Here is a 23377-nt window from a genome sequence, read left to right as displayed (position 1 = left end):
CTCTTTACGTGAAAGAGGCAGGTCTGTTTCGTTCAGTGCCGCTGATGCGGCAAGGGAATCGTCAATGGTTTAAAGTCCGGTCCGAGCAGGATCTTCATCAAAAAAATCAGCTGTCCGGTGTGATAGGCGTAATGTGCAAGTTGCCGTTCAATCGCGTCGACGACGAGATGTGGTTCCCCGCGGATTAAAACGGTTCTCTCCAAATCGTCCGGTGTCAAGGAAGCAATCGTTGATTCGACGAGTTGCCAGCCGTCGTTCCACAGTTTTAGCAAGGTCTCTTTGTCATGACCCTGGTCGACAAACTCGGCGTCCCGGTTGCGGTCCGGCTTTTCTCCGTCCGTCGTCAAAAAGTCGGTCCAGCGTGACGTCATATTGTTTGTCATATGCTGGATCAACAACGCGACGCTGTTCGTATCCGGTGCCAGTATCTGATGGAACTGCTCCTCGTTCAGCCAACCGAGTGCCTGCTCCGCCGGTTCGCGGACGGCCCGGAACCTCGCTTGAATTGCCGTCAAATATACCTCTTCAAAAGCCATTTCATTCCCTCCCTTTGCTATTAATCCACCACAAAGTCCACGCCATTTGCTCCTTCGACCGGTATCGTCCGTAACGTTTTTAAGTTGTCATCCGTGACGATCAATCGGCCTTTTCCGGAAAATGACGTTTTACTTTCCGTAAAATATGACGTCTTCTTATACGGATTCCGGTACAGGTAACGGTAATAGTTACCCTGCTGCCAAAAACCAGGTCGGACCGATTCAACCCGGAACGCTTGTCCGAACGTCCACTTAACGAGCCGTTGATCCGTATCGTTTTCACCGGTGCCGATGATTTGATAACCGGTCTGTTTGTTAATCATCCGCATCGGTTCCGTCGCCCAGTAGTTGACGTCATCCAATACTGAAAATGACTTTTGCTGCATCGTTCCGTCCGTCTTCAGCTGGATCATCACGCCGTCGGTCGTTGCAAAATACGCGGTGTCTTTCGCGCCGTATAACGCCGTATAGGCATACGGTTCGTCCGCTTTTCGAATGACGCGTGATTTTCCGGTCTTCTGGTCGAGCAGAACCATACCGGCCGCCCCTTCTTTATCATCCTCGGTACCGTTGTTGGCATAAGCAATCGTCTGATTCAGTTCAAGAATCGGTGAATCAAAGACCGGCATCAGCCGGTCTTCAATCGGATACCGTTTGTCTGTCCGGACGTTGATTAACTGAATTTTCCCCTTCGGCTTCGAGGCATTCGATTCCAGCCAGACATCTTTCCCGTAATGGGCAACGGATGTTATCGCTGTATTCGGCACCTGATGTTTTGTAAACGTCCCCCGTTTTAAATCGTACGTAAAAAAGTGATCTGCTTCGATGCCGTCCGGATGATACGCATAGATGTGCCGCGGATCGGTTCCTTTTTGTGACAGCATCATCAAATAGAAATCCGGGTCAGCAATTGCTTCTGTCTTTAGCTCTTTCCCCGTTTTCGATAGTGTCTTCATCAATCCCGGTTCTTGCGGATCATCCTGTGTTTCTTTATAACGGTTAATATCGCTTCCATACAGCAGGATGACCTGACCGTCTTTCGGTGTAAACGTCATCGTCGTGAGATCCTTCGAAATGACCGGATAGGAAACGGCTTTTGGTTCCTCCGGACGCAATCCGAGATATACAGCACCTGCACTGACCAAAACGGTCAGGCTCGCCGTTCCGTACAGCATTCGTTTTTTCCATGATTGAAGCATGAATATCCACTCATTTCGTTTGTCATTTTCACTTTCCATTGTACCGCTTTTTTTGTAAAAAAATTCTTTAAAAACGGATTTTTATTGGCTCATCACCATAAGGTGTGGTTGACACATAAAATCCATCGGATTTTAAATCGAACATAGAAAAAAAGCGAAAACCCCGGTATCGTAATTGTTGTCTAGACAAACCACGATTGGAGTTTTCGCCTTGTCCCAACAGTTTATCAAATTAATTCTTCCGCTTCCAGCCCTTTTTCAAATCCAGATGTCGTCCGATGAAGAACCGCACGTATTTCCTGTCATTCCTGATACACATGAAATCCCTTGTCCGCTATGCGAAAAAAAGACCATCCTGCATTCGAAAAAGCGTCGTCGTTTTCGACACGGTCATGCGTGGGGAGTCGGTGCCTTGTGGATCGAACTGGATGTCCCACGTCAAAGATGCCTCTCTTGTGATTTGACGTTCGTATATGACTACGGTCTCGGACTCGTCCGTACTTCTACCGAAGTGTTCCGAAAAGGCATCACAGAACGGTGCCATGGCCGGACAATTTCAGATGTTGCGCATGAATATGAACTTCCTTATACGACTGTGGAACGGTGGTTTTATCAGTACGCTTCAGTGGATACAGTGGGACAGGCGACACACATCCTCGTCGATGAGTTCGCCACGAGAAAAGGACACCACTATGCGACGATCGTTCTTGATGCCAAGACTGGACGTCTTCTGTCTATCGTCCCGGGCCGGGACGTATCGGCGATTACGGCTGCGCTTCAAGGTGTACTGGGAGATGTTCGTTCTGTCGTCAGTGATTTTGCACCTGCGATGGCGAAGGCAACTACTCGTGTCTTCCCGAATGCAGCGCATGTGCTGGATCGTTTTCATCTCATCCAGTTCTTTACGGATGCTCTTCGCCGCCGGCGTCGTTTTTTGAACGAGGCAAGACGCCATCATCATGTTCGTGTGATTGATCGTGCTCTCGCTTGTCGTCCGGAAGCATTGGCTCTTGAAGATCGAGAGGTCGCCCATTCTTGTATTCTAGAAGACTCGTTTACCCGGGATCTTTATCAAGGACTCCAACATATTCGATATGTGTTGAAAGCAACGTGCGACGGGCAGGCATGCCGAAGACTGAAAGACTGGCTGGAACGTTATCAATTTCATCCATGCGGACCTCTTGCGAAAATCGCGAAAGCGATTCGTGGCCGTGAAGAAGCGATGCGTCAAACCATTGTATCGACACTATCGAATGGGAAAATGGAAGGGACGAACAATAAGATTAAGCTCATTAAACGTCGTGGTTATGGCTACCGAAACCTCGAACGATTCTTTTTGAGATTGCGCCTTGAGCTTGGTCGTTAAAATAGCAACCACGTGTTATGGTGATGAGCCTTTTTATTACCAATTGACCTGTTGTTCCATAAAAAAAGACACTGTCAGATGGACAGTGCCTTCGTTTCATTTCAGTTATCTGGCTGTGACGCCACCGTCTACCGGAAGACCGATTCCCGAGATATGGCTCGCTTCATCTGTTGCGAGGAAAAGAACAGCGTGCGCGACTTCTTCGGCCTGACCGACATGACCAAGCGGAATCACCTGTTCAAAATAATCTTTATAGGCGGCCATCGACGGGGCACTCATCTTCGTCTCGATATAACCTGGATAAACGGCATTGACCCGGATGTTGTACTTGCCGTAATCGACAGCCGCCGCCCGCGTTACCGCATCAATCGCGCCTTTTGATGCCGTATATCCGCCGGCTCCCGCCATTCCGCTGATGGCAGAAATCGAAGCGATGTTGACGATCGAACCACCCGTTTCCTGCATCAACTGAATCGCCTGTTGCATCCCGAGCAGGACACTGTTGACGTTGATGTTAAAAATCCGGGACCAATCGGTTTCATTCTGCTCTAAAAATGGGGTACTCAACGCAATGCCGGCATTGTTGACCAGAACATCCAGTCGATTAAACTCCCGCTTGATCATGTCCGTGACGTCTTGCCAACTTTCGCGGGAAGAAACGTCGTGGTGTAAGGCATACGCTTGACCGCCTTCAAGCAGGATCTGTTTGACGACAGCACGGACGGCCTCTTCATTGATGTCGGTCGCGACGACGATGGCGCCTTCACGCGCCGCCATCAATGCCGTTGCTTCTCCCATGCCACTCCCGGCACCGGTCACTAATATGATTTTTTCTGCTAATCGATTCATATTCATCCACTCCGTTTCTAGTTTATTGTTGCATCGCTAAAAAGTCCGGGCTGGTCGGATTGCCGATGTAATGACCGCCTTCAATCTGCAGGGTTTGTCCGGTCATGAATTTTGATTCGTCCGACGCGAGATAAACGACGGCATGTCCGATGTCATCGGCCTCACCGTGATACGGAAGGGCATTGTATTTTTCGAAGGTCGCGAGAAGACTGGGACTCATGTTGGCTTTTGCCGCCGGTGTCAAAATCAAACCGGGAGCAATTGCGTTACAGCGGATCAAATCCTTTCCGTACTGCGTCGCGATATACTTCGTCAGCTGGACGACGGCAGCTTTTGACGTCCCATAAGCAGAGCGGATGCTGTCGCCTGCAAAAGCCGACATCGAAGCTGTATTGATGATCGATCCGCCGCCAGCCTGTTTCATATATGGAATCGCATAACGGGCACCAAGCAGGACACTTTTGACATTGACGTTCATCAAACGGTCCCATTCCGCCAAGTCCATCGCGACGACATCCAAATCTTTCTGCAGGTTTGTCAGACCGACATTATTAAACAACACGTTAAGTTTGCCATATGTCGCGACGGTGAACGCGACAGCCTGCTGAATCGATTCGCTTTCCGATGCATCCAGAAAAATCGCCTTTGCTTGTTTTCCTTGCTTCCGTAAATCGGCCGCCACTTCTTCCGCACCTTGGAGGTTATAATCGGCGACGACGACAGCCGCTCCCTCTTCTGCCAACAATGTTGCCGCTGATAAGCCGATGCCTGACGCACCACCCGTCACCAACGCTACTTTTCCCGCTACTCGAGTCATCGTTTCACTCCGTTCTCCCGTTTTGCCCGGATATGGGTCAACAGTTTTTCATTGATCGCTAAATAAAGCCGAATCTCTTCCTCATCTAACACGTCATACAGTTCAAGATACTGTTGTGTTCCGATGGCCTGAGCCTCACTCAAGATTTGTTCGCCCTGCTGCGTAATCTGCAGCAAGACTTGACGGCGGTCCTGTTCGTTATAAACCCGTTCGACCAGTTCAAGTTGAATCAGTTTTTTAGCGATGTTCGTCATCGCCCCTCCTGTAAAACCAAGTGTTTCTGCTAACTTCATCTGATTTTGAGGACCTTTTCGTTTCAGCTCACCTAACGTCAGAATCGGCGAGATGCCGATTTTGTGTGGAAAACGGGTATTCCAATCGATGATCGCTTCATTCGTCACCGCTTCGACCGTGTGGATCATTTTAAAGAGTTGATCTTGTTCCATTCGTTCAACATCCTTTCCTGCTAGCTTGATGTAATCAAATTTCCGTCTGATTCCTTATCGCATTGAATAATTTAACACTAAACTATTTAACTGTAAACATTTTTAAGTCCCTTTATTTTAAAAGACGGTATTTGTTCAACCCCTTAACTTTATTTTGCTATATTGTCTATAATTTCTTGAAAATCTAACCGATAACGTAGATAGGCAACACGCACCATATCATCAGGAGGTTTGTATGGACACAACACGGACGCATTCCATCAGAACACGGTTATTACTTATCATCAGCTTGATTCTCATCCTTTTCTTTGTATTTAGCAGTGTGTCACTTTATCTCAATACGAAACAAACGGCCTTGTCGACGCTCAAGAAAACGGCTGAGCAGGACGCGTTACGGATTGCGAAAACCATTGACACCAACGCCTATCAAACATTCTTGACGAATCCGACGAACGATACGAACTACGACCAATTACGCGAATCGCTTGATCAGCTGCGACAGCAAAATGGGTTGCTGTATGCCTATACGGCGAAGGTTGAACAGAATCAAGTCAAGCTGTTGATCGATGGTCTACCGGTCGCTGACGCTGCGAAAATCAATGATCCGGCGACCGGTGCTGTCGCATCCGACATGAAAGAGGTCTTACAAGGCAATACGCATTCGACCGATGTCATCGATGATCCGAAGTATGGACAATACATCAGCGTTTATGTCCCGATAAAAAGTTCAACGGACGACATCATCGGGATTTTAGGTGTCGACATTGCGGCAAAAGACGTCGATGCATTGACGACGACCCTTCTGAAACAAAGTCTGCCGCTGTTCATCGGACTGTTACTTGTCTTACTTGCCGGGACGCTTGTCTCCCTCTACTACTTACTTGGCCGGAAGTTGAAGCCACTCGAAACGCTTCAATCCGTCGCCCGGATGATTGCTGACGGAAAACTTTCGCAAGCCGATCAGACGATGCAACACATGAAGATTCCGGCAAAAGATGAAATCTATACGCTCGCCCGCTCGATTCAGCAGATGAACGAAACACTTCGCCTGATGATCGTCGACATCAAACGGACGACGGCTCTCGTCACGGACACGAGTCAGGCGATTGATGCCGGGACGACGGAAGTCCTCGACGGTTCAACGCAAATTGCCGAGACGATGTCGGAAATTGCGACCGGTACGGAAAGTCAGACGCACACGACACTCGCCTTGACCGATGAGATGACCGGCTTCTCTTCGCTCGTGCAAAAGACGACCGACGACAGTCAGCAAATCGAACAGACGGTTGAGACGATGCGTGTTGCGACGCGCGACGGACAAACGCAGATGAAACAATCCGTCATCCGGATGAACACGATTCATACGCACGTCGTCGAAGCGACGGAACAGGTCCGCCAACTGAAACAACAGTCCACCGACATCCAAGGACTGGTCACGATCATCCGTGATATCGCGGCACAAACGAACTTACTCGCACTCAATGCGGCCATCGAAGCGGCGCGCGCCGGTGAACAAGGCAAAGGATTTGCGGTCGTCGCAACCGAGGTCAAACAGTTATCGACGCATGTCGCAAGCAGTGTCAATCAGATTGCTGCAATCGTCCAGAATATCACCGGGAATTCGACGCAAATGGAAGTCCGATTCGCTGAGACCTTACAGGAGACGGTCTCCGGTCAACAGGAGATTCAAGCGACGGATGGTTCGTTCACCCAAATCGCGGAACAAGTCGGAACAGTCGCTGCGTCCGCTGCCGGAATGCGTCAACAAATGCTTGACGTCGCCAGAACCGAAGCCCGGATTCGCAATGCCCTGACGGAAATTGCTGCTGTCGCCGAAGAACATACGGCCGGCAACGAAGAAGTTGCTGCGGCGTCCGAACAGATGATTGCGACGATTACCGGACTGCATGTCCTCGTCGAGACGTTGAATGAAACATCGGCTTACTTGACTGATCAGACAGAGAAGTTTGAACTGGAATCATGAAAAACGTCCGTTTCCTAAGATAGGAAGCGGACGTTTGTTTGTGCTAAAATTTAAACCAGAATCGTTGAACATGATCCATTTCGCGATTGACTGGAAAGGACGTTATTTCATTGAAACAAATCCATCATCTCTGTATCCAGACGACTGATTACATCGCGTCAAAAACCTTTTACGAACAACTCGGATTCGAACTGGTCCAGGAGTCACCCGATTTCCATACGCGCGCCTTCAACAGTTGGCTGAAACTTGGTGACTTCTACATCGAACTCCAGACGAACAAAGCCGAAGAGACGCTGTCAGACTATACGAAACACGCAGCCGGTCCCGTCCATTTCGCATTGTATGTCGATGATTTACAGGCGGAAGTCGCACGGCTCGAACAACTCGGGATGCCGTTTTTGCCGAAACACGGCGGAAACATTTACTTCGTCGTCGATGGCCATCTCAGTAAACTGAAGGCACCGGAAGGAACGATCATCGAACTGCGGGATACTTTTACAATTCACGGATGAATGAACAAACGCTTATGCCTGGTATGTTTAGGGCATAAGCGTTTTTCCGTTACAATAGAATATCCTATCATTTGATTCCCGAGTTTTCGAGGTACGTCGTTTTCGTTTTATCCAGTTCATCCGACACCGTCTTACTATCCTTTACCCGGACATACCGGCCATCCTGCTTCTGATAGACACTTTCTTGCAGTGCTCAGCTGTTCGTTTCGAACTGGTAGGCAATCCGTAAATCACGCCGCTTATCCCAATCTTTATCAATCACCCGTTTTTGAAAGATGGCATGTTTCGGTTTTCCTTTTGAAAACAGCGGTGTCGGGCGGATCGTCCGGGTATGTAAATCTTCTGCGCCGTATGCCAAATACAACTGAAACTGTCCGTCCGTTAACTTCGCCGCAATCGCCGTCACCGTTTCCGGGAAATGGGCGATGGCGTCACACGTCGACCGGTACGGCGGCAAGTTATTTTTATGATGCATCCGGGCCTGATTTTTGACCGACCATGGCAACGGTTGCCACGATTTCAACTTCTCCTCATACTGTTTTTCGGTTGCTTCGGATGTGTCCGTTGCATCGTAATACACGACATCAATGTCCTGTTTATCTGTCAATGCCAGTCCCCAAATCAACGACCGGATATAGCCGGCGCAAATCCAGGCGTCGGGTAATCCAAGCCGATCAAGGAGTGCGAGATGTTCCATCAACGTTTCGTTTTCTTGTAACAGCTGTTCGATTTCGATGGTTCTATGCATTCCTGCTCCCCCTTGTTCAACATGATGGTTTTTTTATGCTTTCAACTTTTTCCACGTCTTCGGATACGTCCGTAACTCTTTTTTCGTCGGATACTCGGGGTCGAGTTTCTTCCCCCGCCGTTCGAGGACTGAATCCGTCATCAATAATCCGACGGCGAGCACAAGATAAATGCTGATGCTCGTGAAAAATGGCAGACTCAGATTCAATACGACCGGCAGGAACAGACTGACCAAGACGATGAAACAATAATCAATCACGTACTGGACTTGAATGATCCGCTTCATTGTCGGGTTCGGCGTCAGTGCCATATCCCGGTTGACTTCTTGTGAGTGCACCCGGGCGATCAGCACCCGGGCAACGACTAAGACAGCAAATGGCCAATAGGCGCCTCGGTTGGCAACAATCAAGATAATGCTTGTCCCGTATAATAACGTGCTCACCATCCGTTGCTTCATCAATTGCCGTTTTGCTTCTTGGATGAACTGGGTGCGTTCTTGTTTATTTTTCACGTTCTCCGCTCTTCCCTCTTCCATTATACAATTTATAGGAGATAATGAATCGTTGTATGAAAAAAATGGGGTGCTTCAAACTGAAAACGTCTCCTTTTAGGATTGATTAAATCCAAAAAGAAGACGTTTCATTACAAGCGAATCAATACGATTCCAACAATCATCAGAGCAAGACTGACCAGTTGAACACCCGTGACCGGTGTCTTCGCCGCCCCAAACAATCCGAAGCGGTCAATCAACAGACTGCCGGTCAAAAGACCGATTGTCACGATGACGACAGCAACGCCTGTTCCAACAAGCGGCACGATGACGGCGTTACCAGCAATGAACAACGCCCCGATCAAACCGCCGATCCAGATCCACCATGGTGTTGGAAGCGACCGGTCGAACTGCCACTTCGTCCGGACGATCACGTTTACAAGCAACAAGGTCACCGTGCCGACGATAAAGGAAATCAATGCTGCTTTAATGGCGGAATCGAGCACCACACCAAGATGTCCGTTGATCGCGGCTTGGGCAGCACTCATCATCCCCATGACGACACCGAGAACCCGCCAGCCATAAATCGTTGTGTCGACCGGCTTGGCCTGTTCCGGATGGCGACGTTTTGCTAACCAATCGCCCAGGGCGACCGTTCCGATGACACCGAGCAGAACAAATCCCGCGCCGAGTAGACGCGTCGACGACAGCGGTGTGACAGCGTTTGAAAACCAACCGAAGTTGTCAATCAGCAACCCCATCAGCACCTGCCCGAAAATCGGCATAATAACCGTCTGGACACCGCCGATTCGCGGGAAGAGCAGAATGTTTCCAGTTAAAAAGATGACACCGAGCACGCCGCCGATCCAAATCCAGCCCGGTTCCGACCAGACGCCCGGATTCAGACTGAAATTGCGTTCGACGAAAAGTGTCAGCAAGATCAAAAAAACCGTCCCGATGCTGAACGACAGCAGAGAGGCAAGGAACGGCGAGCCGACAATGCCGCGTAAGCGTGTGTTGACACTCGTTTGAACGGGAACGAGGATCCCGATGATTAATCCGATGATAATGGCAAGAATAAGAAGCCCTCCTTTTATACGAGTCGTTCCTATCATATGCCAGAGGCGGACAGGAAAGCGATTTGCCTGCTTATACCGTCAGTTGAACACAAGAAAAAGCATCCGGATTTCGCGGATGCTTTTTTGCAACAGATGAATTTCATTACCGGTATTCATTGCTCATCGGCTGTTCCGGGTCGGCTTGTCTAACGCGGTGATCGAAGTTAGTTTCGACGACGACTGTCATTATGATTATTACCGAACTAGCCAAATACCAATAGAACATGTGCGAATCAGAAACATCAGCCACATGAGGGATCACGAAAAGAGTCATCGCTATACTTATAAGGACAAGACTAGCAACGTAACGCAGTTGAATCCACCGTTTGGCTTGTTTCATGTTTGTTATCCGACAGATTTCGAGACACTCTTTTCCTGAAGATATACCGAAAAGAATCAAAGCGAAAACGATCAGAAAAATCGACCATATAGGCTGATCGGTTAAAAATAGGATTAGGAATCCAATCGCCGCAAAACAGGCAGATACCATTCGTACTGGTTTTATCCGCTTGCGAATGGTCTGAATGATTTGGATCCGTTCTTGTTTGTTCATTTTCTCACCTCTTGACGTTAATACGTGCTCTGACTAGAGAGGTTCCCTCTTTTTGGAAAAATCATGTTAACCCTTTACCACCGCACGGCTGATCTTCAAGCACTCGTTCGACATGCAACAGAATCGGTCGTGCCTGTTCAATCAATTGCCGTGTCGCCGGCAGTTGTAAGGATGCTAGATGAGCCGCTTGATCTGTCCAAATCTCCCGGACCATTACGGTATCAGCTTCTTCGGTCGTGCTGACGATATACTGCTTACAATCCGAGACATCCTGTAAGGACGTTGCTGCTTCTAACAGTACCTGCACCAATCGTTGTCCCTCACCTGCTTGTGTTGTAAACTTTGTCCATAATCCGTAATGCATCTTCATTTCCCCTTTCATGACAGGATGCTTGCTTGTTTAAGTAAAGAATTCTGGGAACACTTGGGTAAAACGGACGTATATGAAGTAATAACTTACATAAGAATAAGGAGGATCCTCTCTTGAAAAAACGTCTGATTTTAACGACCGGTTTGTATCTCCTCGTCATGGTGATGACGATTTATGCCATCTTTTTCGAACAATCCGATTCGACTTTCCTGCTGATCATCCAACTTGGACTGTTGATCCACTTCTACTTCCAGTACCGGATGGCATACATGGTACCGGATCAGGATGTACCTGCTGCACGACTCGGCTCAAATCTGCTTCGGACTATGTTCATTTTGGCGGCTCTCGTGACGTTCTTCGCATGGAATACGGTCCCGATCCCGCTCGCAACGGCTGTCGCATTGGTACTCGCTGTCCCGACGCTTGTCTCCTACTTCCGTCTACGGACGCAGGAAAACTGACACGCACGACTTATTCACGTTCCGGCAACGAGCGGGTCCGCCCGATGAAGACGACCTGTTGTTTTGCCAGTCGAAAGACCTGATACTCGCCGCGCGGATCGGTTTTTAATTGAACGGCGACCTGATGCCTTGCCTCTTTCGAAGAAGCCGTCTTGTCATAAGCGGACCGGACCGCAATGATTGTCTCTTTGCCATATTGCTCGGCGACGTGTTTCGTCACCCGGGCCCGTACGATTTGTTCAAACGTTTCATCCTGTTCCTGCTCAAGAAAAAACCAACCGATGCCGCCGATCATTCCTAATAAGAGTAGTGCCAGTACCGTCTTTCGCATTTCGAACGCCCCGTTTCCGTTTTGTTCTCTGTAGACAGAATTCGCCGTTCATTAAAGATTTCCTGCTTTTTTGCATAAAGACCGAGATGGACAGGAATCCTTTTAAACAAGCCTTGCATCCATTCCCTTTTCGGAAATCGGATGCAAGGCTTGTTCGTTACTGCTTTAATTCTTCGGCTAAATTCTCCTGTTGGCGTCTTATCGCCAATCAGAAAAATCCGGTAATCCGGTATATACAAATCCAACAAAACAGCCCGCTGAACGTGAACTGCCCCATAAAAGTTGGACATAAAAATCCAACTTTTATGGGGTGTTTTTTATGGTCAAATATACGAAGGCGTTTAAGATCAAGGTTGCTGAACATTACCTGACGGGACGAGACGGATACCAGATTATGGCGGAGGAATTCGGGATAGCACGTGAACGAATCCGTGAGTGGTCGCGTCTCTATGAGCGATGGGGAGAGACGATCTTCGATCCTTCCTATACAACACACTCGCCGGCATTTAAACTGGAGGTATTAAACGACATGGCGACCAATGAGCTGTCCTACATAGAGGCGGCCATAAAATACAGAATCTCCTCCCCAGGGATGATCTCGAACTGGCGAGCGACGTATGAACGGAAAGGGACCGCAGGTCTGGTCGCCAGACCGAAAGGACGTGCCCCGATGGCGAGACGCAAGAAGAAGGATTTTGAAGAAATGACAGAAGTCGAGAAGCTCAAGGAGCGGGTCGAGTATCTCGAGATGGAGAACGCTGCGTTAAAAAAATTGAGAGCCTTGGTTCAAGAAGAGAATGCGCGACGAACCGGATCAAGGCGCAAGTAATCGACGAGTTGCGGGCGGTCTATCCCGTCCTAGGACTCCTCCGCGTGCTCGGTATGGCCCGGAGCGTCTACTACTATTGGCGGACGCGCCTGACGGGCGAAGACAAGTATGCGGAGGTGAAGGCTGCCATCCATACCCTCTTCCACGAACACGAGGGTCGATGTGGCTATCGTCGCATCCACGCACTTCTCGAACGCCAAGGCTTCCGGCACGATCCGAAGACCGTGCGCCGTCTCATGGACGAGCTCGGGCTCAAGTGTCTCGTTCGCATGAAGCGATATCGCTCTTACAAGGGACGGATCGGAGAAATCGCACCGAATCTTCTCCAACGTGACTTCAAGGCCTCCGGCCTGAACCAGAAATGGGTGACTGACGTCACTGAGTTTCACCTCTTCGGGGAGAAGCTCTACCTCTCGCCGATGATGGACTTGGGAAACCGTGAGATCATTGCCTATACGATGTCGGACCGCCCTACATACCGATTCGTCGGCGAAATGTTGGACCAGGCAATCGGGAAGCTCGACGGGAAGGAACGGCCAATCCTCCATTCCGATCAAGGTTGGCATTATCAGTACCGAGCGTTCATCGGTAAACTCCACGAGCACGGCATCACGCAAAGTATGTCCCGTAAGGGCAACTGTCTCGACAACGCAGCCATCGAAAGCTTCTTCGCCGTGCTCAAGTCAGAGCTCCTGTATCTCAAGGAGTTCGATGACATGGACCACTTCAAATGTGAGCTCAAGCGTTATATCGAGTACTATAACCATCGTCGTATCAAGAGACGCCTAAAAAACCTGAGCCCGGTCGAATACCGGACTCAGGTCCTCAAGGTCGCCTGACAAATTATTTATTGTCTAACTTTTTTGGTTCAGTTCAAACGTCTCAGGGGCTGTTTCAGGATTCAGATTAGTTCCGTTTGTCTTTCCGATACGTCAAACCGATGAACTGTGACTTTTGATTAAATAATTTCCGGTACGATAGGTAACCAACAAGGACAGCCGACGTCGCTGCCGTCGTCAGCAACAGGAACAGAATCAACAATTGATAGAGGACCGCTTCCATCGGATTGGCTCCGCCGATGATCAGCCCGCTCATCATGCCGGGCAGTTGAACCAAGCCCATTGTCTTCTGCGCTTCAATCGTCGGAATCATACTCGTCCGGATCGCACTTTTGAGACTGGTGTCAATCGCCGTTTTCGTATCCCCGCCGAGTGACAAAATCAATTCGATCACTTCGTCACTTCGTTCGACCTCGTCTTTAAACTTGTTCAAGAACAACAGCGACAGAATCATACAGTTTCCGATGACCATCCCGCTGATCGGAATGACTTGCTGGGCTTCAAACGGAATGATGTTCAGACCGAGCATCAGCCCCATCGTCAGGACTTCGACCGAGACCAACGTCGCAAGGACAATCCACTGGATCCCGGGAATCCCGTCGCCCTTGCGGATGACGTTGAGCGTCGCCGCGCCGATCATCAACAGAATCATCAGCAGGATATAAATCGGACTGTCGCTCTCAAAAACGAATGTCAGGATATACCCGATGATCAGCAACTGAATGATCGAACGAACAGTCGCGATCAAGATATCTTTTTCAAGACCAAGTTTCAGCGTAAAGGTAAGAATCAGCGGAATCGCGATGAAAATCAGCGACGTCGCCAGTTGTACGTAACTCATAACGATTCCCCCTTCAAGAACGCTTCGATGTCCGGGCGTGTTCCGTCCGGCTCAAGCAACGAGACGTCCCCGTGTTCGAGCAATTGTCCGTCTTTTAAGAACCAGACTTCTTCGCTGACGCGACGTGCCTGATCGAGATCATGCGTGATCCAGATGACGGTCACCCGGAGTTCGCGTTGCAGGCGCTGAATCAACTGTTCGATTTCCTTGACCATCCGAAAATCAAGACTGGCCGTGATTTCGTCGAGCAACAAAACATCCGGTCGATTAACGAGCGTCCGGGCAATCGCGAGACGGCTCCGTTCACCGCCTGACAGTTCTTTGACCGGCTGATTCAAATCGACATGAAGATCAACTTGTTCCAGCAGTCGTTTCGCTTCTTCCGGTGCCAAGGTCTCGTGGAAAATCGTTTTCGGCAAACTGAGATTATCCAGGACGGTCCCCGGCAGCATCGGCGCACTTTGAAACGCCATCCCGATCTGTTTTCGCAGTTCGACGAGGTTCATCTGTTCCAAGTCCTCACCGCGGTACCGAATCCGTCCGCTGTCCGGGGAAATCAGTCCGTTGATTTGTTTTGAGCACGTCGATTTGCCGGCACCGCTTGGTCCGACGAGCGTCGTGATTTTTCCTTCCGTAAACGCACCTGAGATGCCACGGAGTATGTGTTTGTACTGTACGTCTTCAAAGGTAATGATCGACACGTCTGCTTCACAGAATTTAAGGCCAGGAAGCCCACTGCTTCAGGGGTGGGAGGAATGGCTTGCTCTTTCTCGTAAAACGCGTTTCAATGGTCTTAGATCAAGCGAAAGGAGGAAGTCCATTGGCGCATTTCATCGTCCAATTCCCATTGAAGGCAGAAGTCTTCGAACAAGATGTATTGCATACGCGTTTCGAAGTCGGGCGAGGAGTCTTCAATAGCCTTGCCAATGTGACCCTCAAGCGATACAAGGAAATGATCAAGACGAAACGTTATCGGCAGGCCATCGTCCTGTACCGATCCAATAAAAAGGAAGCAGGCAAAATCCTCAAAGCATTATGCAAGGAATACCGTTTGTCGGAGTACGAATTTCATAAAGATGTGAAGCCGATGCAACACCACTTCAAACGACATATCGATTCCAACACTTCTCAAAAAATCGCCACCCAACTGTGGAAAGGATTCGACAAGTTGCTCTACGGCAACGGGAATCGAATCCACTTCAAGAAGTTCGGGGAGTTCAACTCATTTGAAGGCAAAACGAACCAGGCGGGAATCCGCTTCAAAGACGGTCGTTTGCTGTGGAATGGGTTATCCCTTCAGGTGTTGATCGACCCGAACAATGTTTATGAAGTGGAAGCCTTCACGAACGATATCGCGTATTGCCGGATCATCCGGAAGTGGGTGCGTCGGACCTACAAATTTTATGTCCAGATCGTATTCAAAGGATCACCGCCTTTAAAACGGAACAAGGAAACAGGTCAATTCAAACGAACCGCCGGTTGCGGTGATGTGGGTCTGGATATCGGTCCCAGCACGATTGCAATCGTCAGTGCTGAACTCGTAAAACTGGTAGTCTTGGCCGATCAGGTTCAGCGTATGGAAGAAGAGAAACGGCTATTACTCAGAAAGATGGACCGTTCCCGTCGGGCGATGAACCCGACCCACTTCCATGCGAACGGCACTCCCAATGCTGTTCCTCATAAAAAGTGGATCCACTCCAACCACTACGCGTCTTACCGAGGAAAGCTTCGGGAACTCCACCGCAAACAGGCTGCGGTGCGAAAGTACCAACACGAATGTCTGGCCAACGAAATCATGGCATTAGGCGACAACATCTATGTCGAGTCGATGCGTTTCTCCGGTCTGGCAAGGCGGGCAAAAGAAACAACCGTCAATGCGCGAACTGGAAGGTTCAACAAGAAGAAGCGGTTTGGTAAATCGATTGCCAACCGAGCCCCCGCCATGCTGCTGGACATCATCAATCGAAAATTAGCCTACAACGGAAACTCTTTGATCAAAATCAAGACCCATTTGGCGAAAGCTAGTCAGTATAACCATCTAGACAAGACCTTCAAAAAGAAGAAACTATCGGAACGTTGGAATGATCTCAACGGGATCAAAGTCCAGCGGGACTTATATTCTGCCTTCTTAATCATGAATATCAACGATGATTTAGAGACCTACGATGAAGAAAAATGTACCACCCGTTTTGACGCATTTCTAATAAAGCACCACATGGAAATCAACCGTTGCAAAAAACTCCGTTTGATATAGTGGAAGCGAAACAGGATGTTGACATGCGTCCTATGCCATCGCTAAACCCCACTGAGGGGTTTGATGGTGAAAGTCTAACGGAACAGGGTGAGTCTCCGTTGCTCTCGAGTAGCGTTGGAAGCCCTTGTACGCTAGAACCCGACTACTTTAGTGGTGGGAGTGTCAGCTGACTTTCTGGTTTCTTTTGATCAGCTATGAAACAGGTATACCCGAAAATCACAAAAACATACAACGCATCGATGCGCTGTATGTTCAAAAAAACCGTCTATTTTGCTTCTTTTGGATCAATCAACGGCCGTACTTCCATCCGCCAGCCGTACTGCTCAGCTTCCTCAATCTGAGTCGTCGGATGAAGCAACGCCAAGTCGACGGCCTGTTCCAAATCATCCGCTTCAAACACGATCAGACTGCCGATCTGTTCCGTTTTGTCCGGGTCCGGTCCGTCCTGATGCCGGATCTGACCGTCGAGGAGCCGTGCCCGTTTCGTTTCGGCTCCCGGATGCCATTCAGACAAAACGTTGAGCTTCGTAAAAAAGGTCGCGAGCGGTGGATTACATCGTTCCATGACGGCATCGAGCTCTTGTTGCGAGGACTGATTCATCTTTTCCGCGTCGTAATAACCGATGAATAAAAATAACATTTGATCCCTCCTGGTTTCAAGAATTTCCTGGCAAATCACTCTTATTTCATTACCCTGTTTTCAAGCGGGATAATACAAAACACCTTGTCTCCGTAGAGGAAACAAGGTGCCGCTTATTTATTGGCAATCTTGCGCAACAGATACAAGGCGTACACCATTGACGGAATCGCCATGACGAGCACTGCTATGCGCAGCAAACCAAAGATGAAATTCAAGTCTGTATAATCCATTCGTACTTCCCTCTTTCTTAATGTAACGATTTTGCGACGACTTGGCGCATCTTTTCAAAGCCAAGCCGTTCGTAGAAGACATCGACCCCGTCGTTGCTCATCCAGTAGTCGAGATCAATTTTATGTATGTCCTGTTCGAGTGCCCGGCGCTCGACTGCAAGCAACAACTGACGACCGAACCCTTGCTGCTATTTATCGTCGACGATACAGAGATGATGGACGCGGACTTTCGAATTGGCAAAATGAAAGGCACTTTCCGGACGCCGGAGATATTCGATCCAGACGTAGCCGATCGCTTCGCCGTCGAGTTCCGCCATCAAAAACTGATGGTTGCCGGTTCCGACGATTTCCGCAAAAAATGCCCGGACCGTCGCGAAGTCGTACGGTTTAAAGAAGTCCGGCTGTTGCGCGACGTGCGGCTCATGGACGTAGCGGTTCAGCCGGGCCAGTGTATCGAGATCCGTCGTTTCGATAATCTGCATGTGTATCCCTCCGCTCAGTGCGTAATTTGTCCGTTGAAGACGTACGGAACCGTCTGCTGCGTCGTGAGGATCTGTTCGTATTCTTTCGACAGATTCATGAACTGAACGGCATCGGCAATCGTGACCCACGAAATCTCCTCGATTTCATCCGGAAAAATCGTCCCAAGTTCGCCCTCGCGAATCTCCGACTGGAAAAAGAAGAACAGACAGTGTTCATCAACTTGCGGGAAAAAGGCTTCGCTGACGTGTAACAATTCCCCGACCGCAACGTCATAACCGGTCTCTTCCTTCGCTTCCCGGACAGCTGCTTCCGGTAACGTCTCCCCCGCTTCAACTGTTCCCCCAGGTAGCGTGTAGTACGAATAAGACGGTCCGATGTTTTTGACCATCAGGACCTGATCCCGTGTCTCGTTTAACAAGACGTTATAGACGATATTTTTTTGGCGTGTCATTCTCATTCCCCCTCAAATCAATAGATGGTATTTTTTAGGATCATCACCATAAGGTGTGGTTGACACATGAAATCCCTTGTCCGCTATGCGAAAAAAAGACCATCCTGCATTCAAAAAAGCGTCGTCGTTTTCGATACGGTCATGCGTGGGGAGTCGGTGCCTTGTGGATCGAACTGGATGTCCCACGTCAAAGACGCCTCTCTTGTGATTTGACGTTCGTATATGACTACGGTCTCGGACTCGTCCGTACTTCTACCGAAGTGTTCCGAAAAGGCATCACAGAACGGTGCCATGGCCGCACAATTTCAGATGTTGCGCATGAATATGAACTTCCGTATACGACTGTGGAACGGTGGTTTTATCAGTACGCTTCAGTGGATCCAGTGGGACATGCGACACACATCCTCGTCGATGAGTTCGCCACGAGAAAAGGACACCACTATGCGACGATCGTTCTTGATGCCAAGACTGGACGTCTTCTGTCTATCGTCCCGGGCCGGGACGTATCGGCGATTACGGCTGCTCTTCAAGGTGTACTGGGAGATGTTCGTTCTGTCGTCAGTGATTTTGCACCTGCGATGGCGAAGGCAACTACTCGTGTCTTCCCGAATGCAGCACATGTACTGGACCGTTTTCATCTCATCCAGTTCTTTACCGATGCTCTTCGCCGCCGGCGTCGTTTTTTGAACGAGGCAAGACGCCATCATCATGTTCGTGTGATCGATCGTGCTCTCGCTTGTCGAACGGAAGCATTGGCTCTTGAAGACCGAGAGGCCGCCCATTCTTGTATTCTAGAAGACTCGTTTACCCGGGATCTTTATCAAGGACTCCAACATATCCGATATGTGTTGAAAGCAACGTGCGACGGGCAGGCATGCCGAAGACTGAAAGACTGGCTGGAACGTTATCAGTTCCATCCGTGCGGACCTCTTGCGAAAATCGCGAAAGCGATTCGTGGCCGTGAAGAAACGATGCGTCACACCATTGTATCGACACTATCGAATGGGAAAATGGAAGGGACGAACAATAAGATTAAGCTCATTAAACGTCGTGGTTATGGCTATCGAAACCTCGAGCGATTCTTTTTGAGATTGCGCCTTGAGCTTGGTCGTTAAAATAGCAACCATGTGTTATGGTGATGAGCCTTATTATTATCTACTTCATCCCCTTTATCATCTGCAAAAAGAGTCTTTTTGGATGAATACAGTTACACTCTTATTTCAGTTCGCTGATTTAGGTATTTTTTTCTTTATGGATCTTCTTCCAGAACCTAAAATAGTTCCAGTATCTTAGGTCGTTATTAATTATCTTATTCTGAAAACGGACGAGCGAAATGGTCTCGTCCGTTTTATAAAGTCCAATATATATATTATGTTTTTGATTCTCGGCATGTTTTGCCTATCCATTTACCTAACAATAAAATCTTAATCAGAATTTCCCCTCAAGCCGTATATAATAGATGAATCATAAAAAAGGAGTTTAGAAGATGCATGATTAAACAAATCCGATTTCCCATTTTCATTTTATTTTTTTATCTTATATCCTATTATCTTTGGATTTTAGTATTTAAAGATATCCCATTTCTTCAAGCTCTTGGAGGGAATATTTTTTCAATGCTCGGAATCATCATTTCCTTGGCATGGTTATCTTCGACTGTCCAAAAATCTAATGGAACAGATAAAATATTCTGGCTGATTTTATGTTGTGCCACATTTTTTTATTTAATCGCAGAAATCATTTGGTTCGTTACGGAAAGTATTTTTATAAAAGAAGTACCTTATCCCGGATGGACAGATATTTTCTATCTCTTGCAAGTTATTTGTATTTTAAGCGCACTTATTTATAAAATCATTCACCAAACAAAGAAACAAGAACGTGTTCCCTTTCTTTTTGATATTTTAATCACCATAGTGGTCGCAACTACATTTTCTTGGCATTTTCTACTCGCACCAATTCTTTCATCAAATACTATTAGTATGATTGAGCTAATAGTTTCTCTAGCATACCCGATCGGCGATTTAGGTATGCTTTTAGCGACAGCCTTTCTTTTTTTCAGTGCAACAAAACAGAATCAAAATATTTCTATGCTGCTTGTATTTGTAGCATTTCTCACGCAAGCTGCAGCTGATTCACTCTACCTTTATTTACTGTCCATCAGCGCTTATTTTTCAGGTAGTTTGATTGATCCGTTGTTTATTGTTGTCATGATGCTACTTGGTTTGTCTGGATTTCTTCATACATCTTCCGAGCCATCACGAGAGTCTGAAACCATTGTCGCTCGTATGAATATTCTTCAATTGGTGACACCTTATGGAGGTGTACTGATTTTATTTTTCTTCATGGGCTTGCATTCAAATGAAACAGATTCCGTTACCATCGGTTCAGGACTATCGATTATGTTGGTGATCATTCGTCAAATACTTATGATTTTGGAAAATCAACGCTTGATCAAACAATATCATCGTAAAACCCAAGAACTAGAAATTAGTGAAGAACGGTATAAATCGTTATTTGAATATCACCCAGATCCAGTCTACTCAACTGATCTCACCGGACGGTTTGATAGTGCTAATAAATCCTGTAGCACCTTGCTCGGTGTAACGAATGCAAAATTGATTGGAAAAAACAGTTTGACGTATGTCGATCCACTTGATCGGGCACGCGTCACTTCTGAACTCCAACACGTGTTTGTTGGTCATCCTCGGAGTTACGAAACAGTAGTACACGGTCACCATGGAAAAAAATCATATATGTACATTACAAATATTCCTATTATCGTTCGGGACAAGCTAGTAGGTATATTCGGAATCGGTAAAGACATTACGCTAAACAAAGAAAATGAACAAAAAGTTAGTTACTTGGCCTATCATGATGCTTTAACGGGACTTTACAACCGGATTGCTTTCGAGGAAAAAATACATGATCTTATCAATAATCAAATCAATATCAGTTCGAGTCAAAATATCTCGCTATTTTTCATGGATTTAAATCAATTTAAACATGTGAACGATTCTTTAGGGCATGATGTAGGGGATCAACTTCTCATAGCTGTCGCTAGGCGTCTGCATAGCTTGTCAGAATCTTTTACGATGATTGCGAGACAAGGTGGAGATGAATTTACATTGATTGTGGAAAACATTGAATCTGAATCAAAATTACATGAGTTAGCGAACATGTTGGTGATTCGCCTTAGAGAGCCTTATACCATTTGCGGACAAGTCCTCCATTGTACTCCAAGCCTTGGTGTGTCATCTTTTCCGATGGATGCGAATTCATTTCGAGAATTGATGAAGCATGCAGACATTGCGATGTATGCTGCTAAGAAAAAATGTCCCAAAGGAGCTTATAGTCTATATACCTCTCTCCAGGAATTAGAGAAGTAAGTGATCTCCTAAAAACATCTTTCATGCATGTACACAAGCAAGCTTATTTAAAAAACAGATGAACGATTCCGCCAAATTCCAATCGCAGTTCGATGAGTTCATTTTCTCCTCCATTTGTTAGAACAAGGTATTCGTTACTCATATGTGGTAAAGCGAACGAAATCCGTTCGACATGCTTGATTAAGAAAAAAGGAAAACTGAGTTCGTTTTCAACCAAAAAATCGATTATTTGTTGATTAAGCGAATCTTGTGTGACTTCGAGCAATTCAAACGTCGTGTTGCTGCCTAAGCGTTTCAAGGGACGTAACACGTGGAAACGTGGAAACACCGGAACCAACAACACAAGTGTATACTGTTCGGCTAGCTTTTCTGGAATGATGGTGGATCTGTCAAAAGACACGATATTCAAGTCTTCAATGATTTGGTACGGTTGTTCGATTGTATGTAGATTTAATGAAAGTTCATATTCGTATCGGTCTTCGAAGGTATCGATGTCTGATTGTGTATAGATTCGCATGCGTGACTCTGTCTCCTGTTGTCTTTTATAGACGACTCGATAACAACGTAAGTTGCTGCTGGAGCATCCAAACAATCCACCAGCATGCTCCGGCACAGCATACGCTGAACAACAGTGATCCGCCCCACCATATGTCGGAGAGCGCCGGGCAATTTCCGTGACGAGACCGATGATGACGGCACTGGTCAGAATCTTAATCAGAAAAGCAGTCATCGGTCGCCTCCCGAAACAGCTGAAATGCCGTTTGAATCATGTGTTTTTCTGCAGGCGATAACTGCTCGAAGACACGTTTAATCCGACTGGCATCGAGTTCAGTATGCGTTTTGACAGCGGATAGCCCTTCTGCTGTCAAGAGGATCTGGACAACACGTTGATCCGTCCGCGAACGTTGTTTGACGATATACCCAAGCCCCTCTAATTTTTTCACGTGCTCTGATGCGGTATTCGGAGATAAATTAAATCGAATCGCAAGTTCTTTCACCGTCATAGAGCCGGTCATTTGAATCGTTTGCAAAATCCGGACACTTTGATGCGACAGATTTTCCGTCCATTTCGGGTGCAGATGATAGTACAACCGGGCAAAGTCTTCATGAATCGTCGACATTTTTTACAACCCCTTTTTATATCGTTAAAAACGATTATATCGTAAATTACGATATAAATAAACAGTCAGGAAAGCGAGGACAGACCATGAATAAACGAATCATTCTGATCGTCATGAGCAGTCTATTCTTTATGGCAGGATGTACCACTGAAACAACGACTTCGACGACGGATTCGATTGCGACGGAAGCTCGTCAAGATACATCGGCTGACTTGATTCGAGCAGACGACCGGGTGTATCGGCTCAACGGAAAAGACTCGTCGATCAAAAAAGAGGACGTGATTTCCTTTTCGACCGTCACGAAACAACTGACTTCGAAACAACCTTTGACGGACCGGACGGCGACACACTGGCAATCCGGCACGAAGTTATACCGGAATGAAGACGCGACCGGCGTACTGTATGTTTTCAAAGGAACGACCACTTACCGGTATACGGCCATTCCGGAAGGTTGATGGATGCAGGGTCCTTCTGTTCGAGAAGACTGTCCCTTTGAACCTTACGATTTTGTTAGTTAAATCTCTTGG

General features: G+C 47.6%; 28 protein-coding genes and 1 pseudogene. 10 read left to right on the top strand and 19 right to left on the bottom strand.

Features of this window, described 5'->3' with window-relative positions; genetic code table 11:
* Nucleotides 1–32: 32 nt before the first annotated feature.
* Both P404_RS0116215 and P404_RS0116210 read right to left on the bottom strand, forming a co-directional pair.
* Complete coding sequence (locus P404_RS0116215; RefSeq protein WP_026831357.1) at nt 33–536, bottom strand: DUF1572 family protein; 504 nt, start codon at nt 534–536, stop codon at nt 33–35.
* A 20-nt stretch (nt 537–556) separates the two neighbouring features.
* Nucleotides 557–1735, bottom strand: coding sequence for a hypothetical protein (locus tag P404_RS0116210; protein ID WP_026831356.1), 1179 nt, complete (start codon nt 1733–1735; stop codon nt 557–559).
* Between the two features lie 211 nt (nt 1736–1946).
* Here P404_RS0116210 and P404_RS0116205 point away from each other — a divergent pair, with 211 nt between their 5' ends.
* Nucleotides 1947–3101: an ISL3 family transposase gene (locus tag P404_RS0116205; RefSeq protein ID WP_034774026.1), complete on the top strand. Its 1155-nt coding sequence runs from the start codon at nt 1947–1949 to the stop codon at nt 3099–3101.
* A gap of 105 nt (nt 3102–3206) precedes the next feature.
* Here the strand turns inward: P404_RS0116205 and P404_RS0116200 are convergent, their stop codons facing one another.
* Genes P404_RS0116200 through P404_RS0116190 form a run of 3 tightly spaced genes read right to left on the bottom strand, consistent with a single transcriptional unit; the run spans nt 3207 to nt 5213 of the window.
* Nucleotides 3207–3950, bottom strand: a complete 744-nt coding sequence (locus P404_RS0116200) for an SDR family NAD(P)-dependent oxidoreductase (protein ID WP_026831355.1) — start codon at nt 3948–3950, stop codon at nt 3207–3209.
* Between the two features lie 22 nt (nt 3951–3972).
* Nucleotides 3973–4767: an SDR family NAD(P)-dependent oxidoreductase gene (locus P404_RS0116195; protein ID WP_026831354.1), complete on the bottom strand. Its 795-nt coding sequence runs from the start codon at nt 4765–4767 to the stop codon at nt 3973–3975.
* Complete coding sequence (locus tag P404_RS0116190; RefSeq protein WP_026831353.1) at nt 4764–5213, bottom strand: MarR family winged helix-turn-helix transcriptional regulator; 450 nt, start codon at nt 5211–5213, stop codon at nt 4764–4766. Before P404_RS0116190 ends, P404_RS0116195 begins: the two co-directional genes overlap by 4 nt.
* Nucleotides 5214–5448: 235 nt before the next feature.
* Here P404_RS0116190 and P404_RS0116185 point away from each other — a divergent pair, with 235 nt between their 5' ends.
* The gene (locus P404_RS0116185; RefSeq protein WP_026831352.1) at nt 5449–7197 is read left to right on the top strand and encodes a methyl-accepting chemotaxis protein; all 1749 of its coding nucleotides are present in this window, start codon (nt 5449–5451) and stop codon (nt 7195–7197) included.
* A gap of 110 nt (nt 7198–7307) precedes the next feature.
* Nucleotides 7308–7709, top strand: coding sequence for a VOC family protein (locus P404_RS0116180; RefSeq protein ID WP_026831351.1), 402 nt, complete (start codon nt 7308–7310; stop codon nt 7707–7709).
* 193 nt (nt 7710–7902) lie between these two features.
* On the opposite strand, the gene P404_RS0116175 is transcribed toward P404_RS0116180, so the two are convergent.
* The 5 genes from P404_RS0116175 to P404_RS0116155 form a co-directional block, all read right to left on the bottom strand.
* Nucleotides 7903–8457 (bottom strand): nucleotidyltransferase family protein, encoded by a 555-nt coding sequence (locus P404_RS0116175; protein ID WP_026831350.1) that lies wholly within the window; start codon nt 8455–8457, stop codon nt 7903–7905.
* Between the two features lie 33 nt (nt 8458–8490).
* The gene (locus P404_RS0116170; RefSeq protein ID WP_026831349.1) at nt 8491–8967 is read right to left on the bottom strand and encodes a hypothetical protein; all 477 of its coding nucleotides are present in this window, start codon (nt 8965–8967) and stop codon (nt 8491–8493) included.
* 131 nt (nt 8968–9098) lie between these two features.
* The gene (locus P404_RS0116165) at nt 9099–10061 is read right to left on the bottom strand and encodes a DMT family transporter (RefSeq protein WP_081809613.1); all 963 of its coding nucleotides are present in this window, start codon (nt 10059–10061) and stop codon (nt 9099–9101) included.
* Between the two features lie 106 nt (nt 10062–10167).
* The gene (locus P404_RS0116160) at nt 10168–10617 is read right to left on the bottom strand and encodes a hypothetical protein (protein WP_026831347.1); all 450 of its coding nucleotides are present in this window, start codon (nt 10615–10617) and stop codon (nt 10168–10170) included.
* 61 nt (nt 10618–10678) lie between these two features.
* Nucleotides 10679–10981, bottom strand: a complete 303-nt coding sequence (locus tag P404_RS0116155; protein ID WP_081809612.1) for a putative quinol monooxygenase — start codon at nt 10979–10981, stop codon at nt 10679–10681.
* Nucleotides 10982–11100: 119 nt separating this feature from the next.
* Between P404_RS0116155 and P404_RS0116150 the strand changes: the two genes are divergently transcribed.
* Nucleotides 11101–11448, top strand: coding sequence for a hypothetical protein (locus tag P404_RS0116150; RefSeq protein ID WP_026831345.1), 348 nt, complete (start codon nt 11101–11103; stop codon nt 11446–11448).
* A 10-nt stretch (nt 11449–11458) separates the two neighbouring features.
* Here P404_RS0116150 and P404_RS0116145 read toward each other — a convergent pair whose 3' ends face one another.
* Nucleotides 11459–11779 carry a hypothetical protein gene (locus P404_RS0116145; protein ID WP_026828365.1) on the bottom strand — a complete coding sequence of 107 codons (321 nt, stop codon included), beginning with the start codon at nt 11777–11779 and terminating at the stop codon, nt 11459–11461.
* A gap of 319 nt (nt 11780–12098) precedes the next feature.
* Between P404_RS0116145 and P404_RS19155 the strand changes: the two genes are divergently transcribed.
* Both P404_RS19155 and P404_RS18325 read left to right on the top strand, forming a co-directional pair.
* On the top strand, nt 12099–12608 hold the full coding sequence (locus P404_RS19155; protein ID WP_051590468.1) for a helix-turn-helix domain-containing protein: 510 nt from the start codon (nt 12099–12101) through the stop codon (nt 12606–12608).
* Nucleotides 12551–13447: an IS3 family transposase gene (locus tag P404_RS18325; protein ID WP_420864599.1), complete on the top strand. Its 897-nt coding sequence runs from the start codon at nt 12551–12553 to the stop codon at nt 13445–13447. Before P404_RS19155 ends, P404_RS18325 begins: the two co-directional genes overlap by 58 nt.
* 67 nt (nt 13448–13514) lie before the next feature.
* Here P404_RS18325 and P404_RS0116130 read toward each other — a convergent pair whose 3' ends face one another.
* Complete coding sequence (locus tag P404_RS0116130; RefSeq protein ID WP_026831344.1) at nt 13515–14288, bottom strand: ABC transporter permease; 774 nt, start codon at nt 14286–14288, stop codon at nt 13515–13517.
* Nucleotides 14285–14989, bottom strand: a complete 705-nt coding sequence (locus P404_RS0116125) for an ABC transporter ATP-binding protein (protein WP_026831343.1) — start codon at nt 14987–14989, stop codon at nt 14285–14287. The genes P404_RS0116130 and P404_RS0116125 overlap by 4 nt, the downstream gene beginning before the upstream one ends.
* 119 nt (nt 14990–15108) lie before the next feature.
* Between P404_RS0116125 and P404_RS0116120 the strand changes: the two genes are divergently transcribed.
* Nucleotides 15109–16542 carry a hypothetical protein gene (locus P404_RS0116120; RefSeq protein WP_026831342.1) on the top strand — a complete coding sequence of 478 codons (1434 nt, stop codon included), beginning with the start codon at nt 15109–15111 and terminating at the stop codon, nt 16540–16542.
* Between the two features lie 265 nt (nt 16543–16807).
* On the opposite strand, the gene P404_RS0116115 is transcribed toward P404_RS0116120, so the two are convergent.
* From P404_RS0116115 to P404_RS0116100, 4 genes and pseudogenes are all read right to left on the bottom strand, one after another.
* The gene (locus tag P404_RS0116115) at nt 16808–17182 is read right to left on the bottom strand and encodes a YciI family protein (RefSeq protein WP_026831341.1); all 375 of its coding nucleotides are present in this window, start codon (nt 17180–17182) and stop codon (nt 16808–16810) included.
* Nucleotides 17183–17429: 247 nt separating this feature from the next.
* Nucleotides 17430–17585: pseudogene (locus P404_RS18875) on the bottom strand (N-acetyltransferase); the annotation flags it as partial.
* Between the two features lie 15 nt (nt 17586–17600).
* Nucleotides 17601–17894, bottom strand: a complete 294-nt coding sequence (locus tag P404_RS18870) for a hypothetical protein (RefSeq protein WP_236624440.1) — start codon at nt 17892–17894, stop codon at nt 17601–17603.
* Nucleotides 17895–17908: 14 nt separating this feature from the next.
* Nucleotides 17909–18346, bottom strand: a complete 438-nt coding sequence (locus P404_RS0116100) for an NUDIX domain-containing protein (protein ID WP_034774719.1) — start codon at nt 18344–18346, stop codon at nt 17909–17911.
* A gap of 53 nt (nt 18347–18399) precedes the next feature.
* Here P404_RS0116100 and P404_RS17830 point away from each other — a divergent pair, with 53 nt between their 5' ends.
* On the top strand, nt 18400–19461 hold the full coding sequence (locus P404_RS17830) for an ISL3 family transposase (protein ID WP_051590540.1): 1062 nt from the start codon (nt 18400–18402) through the stop codon (nt 19459–19461).
* A gap of 375 nt (nt 19462–19836) precedes the next feature.
* Complete coding sequence (locus tag P404_RS0116090; protein ID WP_026831339.1) at nt 19837–21729, top strand: DUF4084 domain-containing protein; 1893 nt, start codon at nt 19837–19839, stop codon at nt 21727–21729.
* Nucleotides 21730–21772: 43 nt separating this feature from the next.
* Here P404_RS0116090 and P404_RS0116085 read toward each other — a convergent pair whose 3' ends face one another.
* Entirely contained in the window at nt 21773–22459 is a 687-nt protein-coding gene (locus P404_RS0116085) for a hypothetical protein (RefSeq protein WP_026831338.1), read from the bottom strand.
* Nucleotides 22440–22850, bottom strand: coding sequence for a MarR family winged helix-turn-helix transcriptional regulator (locus tag P404_RS17825; protein ID WP_034774717.1), 411 nt, complete (start codon nt 22848–22850; stop codon nt 22440–22442). Before P404_RS17825 ends, P404_RS0116085 begins: the two co-directional genes overlap by 20 nt.
* A gap of 86 nt (nt 22851–22936) precedes the next feature.
* On the opposite strand from P404_RS17825, the gene P404_RS0116075 reads away from it, so the two are divergent.
* On the top strand, nt 22937–23305 hold the full coding sequence (locus P404_RS0116075; RefSeq protein ID WP_026831337.1) for a hypothetical protein: 369 nt from the start codon (nt 22937–22939) through the stop codon (nt 23303–23305).
* The last annotated feature ends 72 nt before the right edge of the window (nt 23306–23377 follow it).

The organism is Exiguobacterium antarcticum DSM 14480 (assembly GCF_000685865.1).
Lineage (GTDB): Bacteria > Bacillota > Bacilli > Exiguobacteriales > Exiguobacteriaceae > Exiguobacterium_A > Exiguobacterium_A antarcticum.
Note: the sequence above shows the minus strand (reverse complement) of the source record. Positions and strands in the feature narration are given on the sequence as shown.

Excerpts from the sequence above, each read along its gene's own strand:
- P404_RS0116185 (WP_026831352.1), top strand. The coding sequence starts at position 5,449 with ATGGACACAACACGGACGCATTCCATCAGAACACGGTTATTACTTATC.
- P404_RS0116115 (WP_026831341.1), bottom strand. The coding sequence starts at position 17,182 with ATGTTATTTTTATTCATCGGTTATTACGACGCGGAAAAGATGAATCAG.
- P404_RS0116215 (WP_026831357.1), bottom strand. The coding sequence starts at position 536 with ATGGCTTTTGAAGAGGTATATTTGACGGCAATTCAAGCGAGGTTCCGG.
- P404_RS0116100 (WP_034774719.1), bottom strand. The coding sequence starts at position 18,346 with ATGACACGCCAAAAAAATATCGTCTATAACGTCTTGTTAAACGAGACA.
- P404_RS0116190 (WP_026831353.1), bottom strand. The coding sequence starts at position 5,213 with ATGGAACAAGATCAACTCTTTAAAATGATCCACACGGTCGAAGCGGTG.
- P404_RS0116175 (WP_026831350.1), bottom strand. The coding sequence starts at position 8,457 with ATGCATAGAACCATCGAAATCGAACAGCTGTTACAAGAAAACGAAACG.
- P404_RS0116195 (WP_026831354.1), bottom strand. The coding sequence starts at position 4,767 with ATGACTCGAGTAGCGGGAAAAGTAGCGTTGGTGACGGGTGGTGCGTCA.
- P404_RS0116160 (WP_026831347.1), bottom strand. The coding sequence starts at position 10,617 with ATGAACAAACAAGAACGGATCCAAATCATTCAGACCATTCGCAAGCGG.
- P404_RS0116090 (WP_026831339.1), top strand. The coding sequence starts at position 19,837 with ATGATTAAACAAATCCGATTTCCCATTTTCATTTTATTTTTTTATCTT.
- P404_RS18870 (WP_236624440.1), bottom strand. The coding sequence starts at position 17,894 with ATGCAGATTATCGAAACGACGGATCTCGATACACTGGCCCGGCTGAAC.
- P404_RS19155 (WP_051590468.1), top strand. The coding sequence starts at position 12,099 with ATGGTCAAATATACGAAGGCGTTTAAGATCAAGGTTGCTGAACATTAC.
- P404_RS17825 (WP_034774717.1), bottom strand. The coding sequence starts at position 22,850 with ATGTCGACGATTCATGAAGACTTTGCCCGGTTGTACTATCATCTGCAC.
- P404_RS0116165 (WP_081809613.1), bottom strand. The coding sequence starts at position 10,061 with ATGATAGGAACGACTCGTATAAAAGGAGGGCTTCTTATTCTTGCCATT.
- P404_RS0116210 (WP_026831356.1), bottom strand. The coding sequence starts at position 1,735 with ATGCTTCAATCATGGAAAAAACGAATGCTGTACGGAACGGCGAGCCTG.
- P404_RS0116200 (WP_026831355.1), bottom strand. The coding sequence starts at position 3,950 with ATGAATCGATTAGCAGAAAAAATCATATTAGTGACCGGTGCCGGGAGT.
- P404_RS0116085 (WP_026831338.1), bottom strand. The coding sequence starts at position 22,459 with ATGACTGCTTTTCTGATTAAGATTCTGACCAGTGCCGTCATCATCGGT.
- P404_RS0116155 (WP_081809612.1), bottom strand. The coding sequence starts at position 10,981 with ATGCATTACGGATTATGGACAAAGTTTACAACACAAGCAGGTGAGGGA.
- P404_RS0116130 (WP_026831344.1), bottom strand. The coding sequence starts at position 14,288 with ATGAGTTACGTACAACTGGCGACGTCGCTGATTTTCATCGCGATTCCG.
- P404_RS0116075 (WP_026831337.1), top strand. The coding sequence starts at position 22,937 with ATGAATAAACGAATCATTCTGATCGTCATGAGCAGTCTATTCTTTATG.
- P404_RS0116145 (WP_026828365.1), bottom strand. The coding sequence starts at position 11,779 with ATGCGAAAGACGGTACTGGCACTACTCTTATTAGGAATGATCGGCGGC.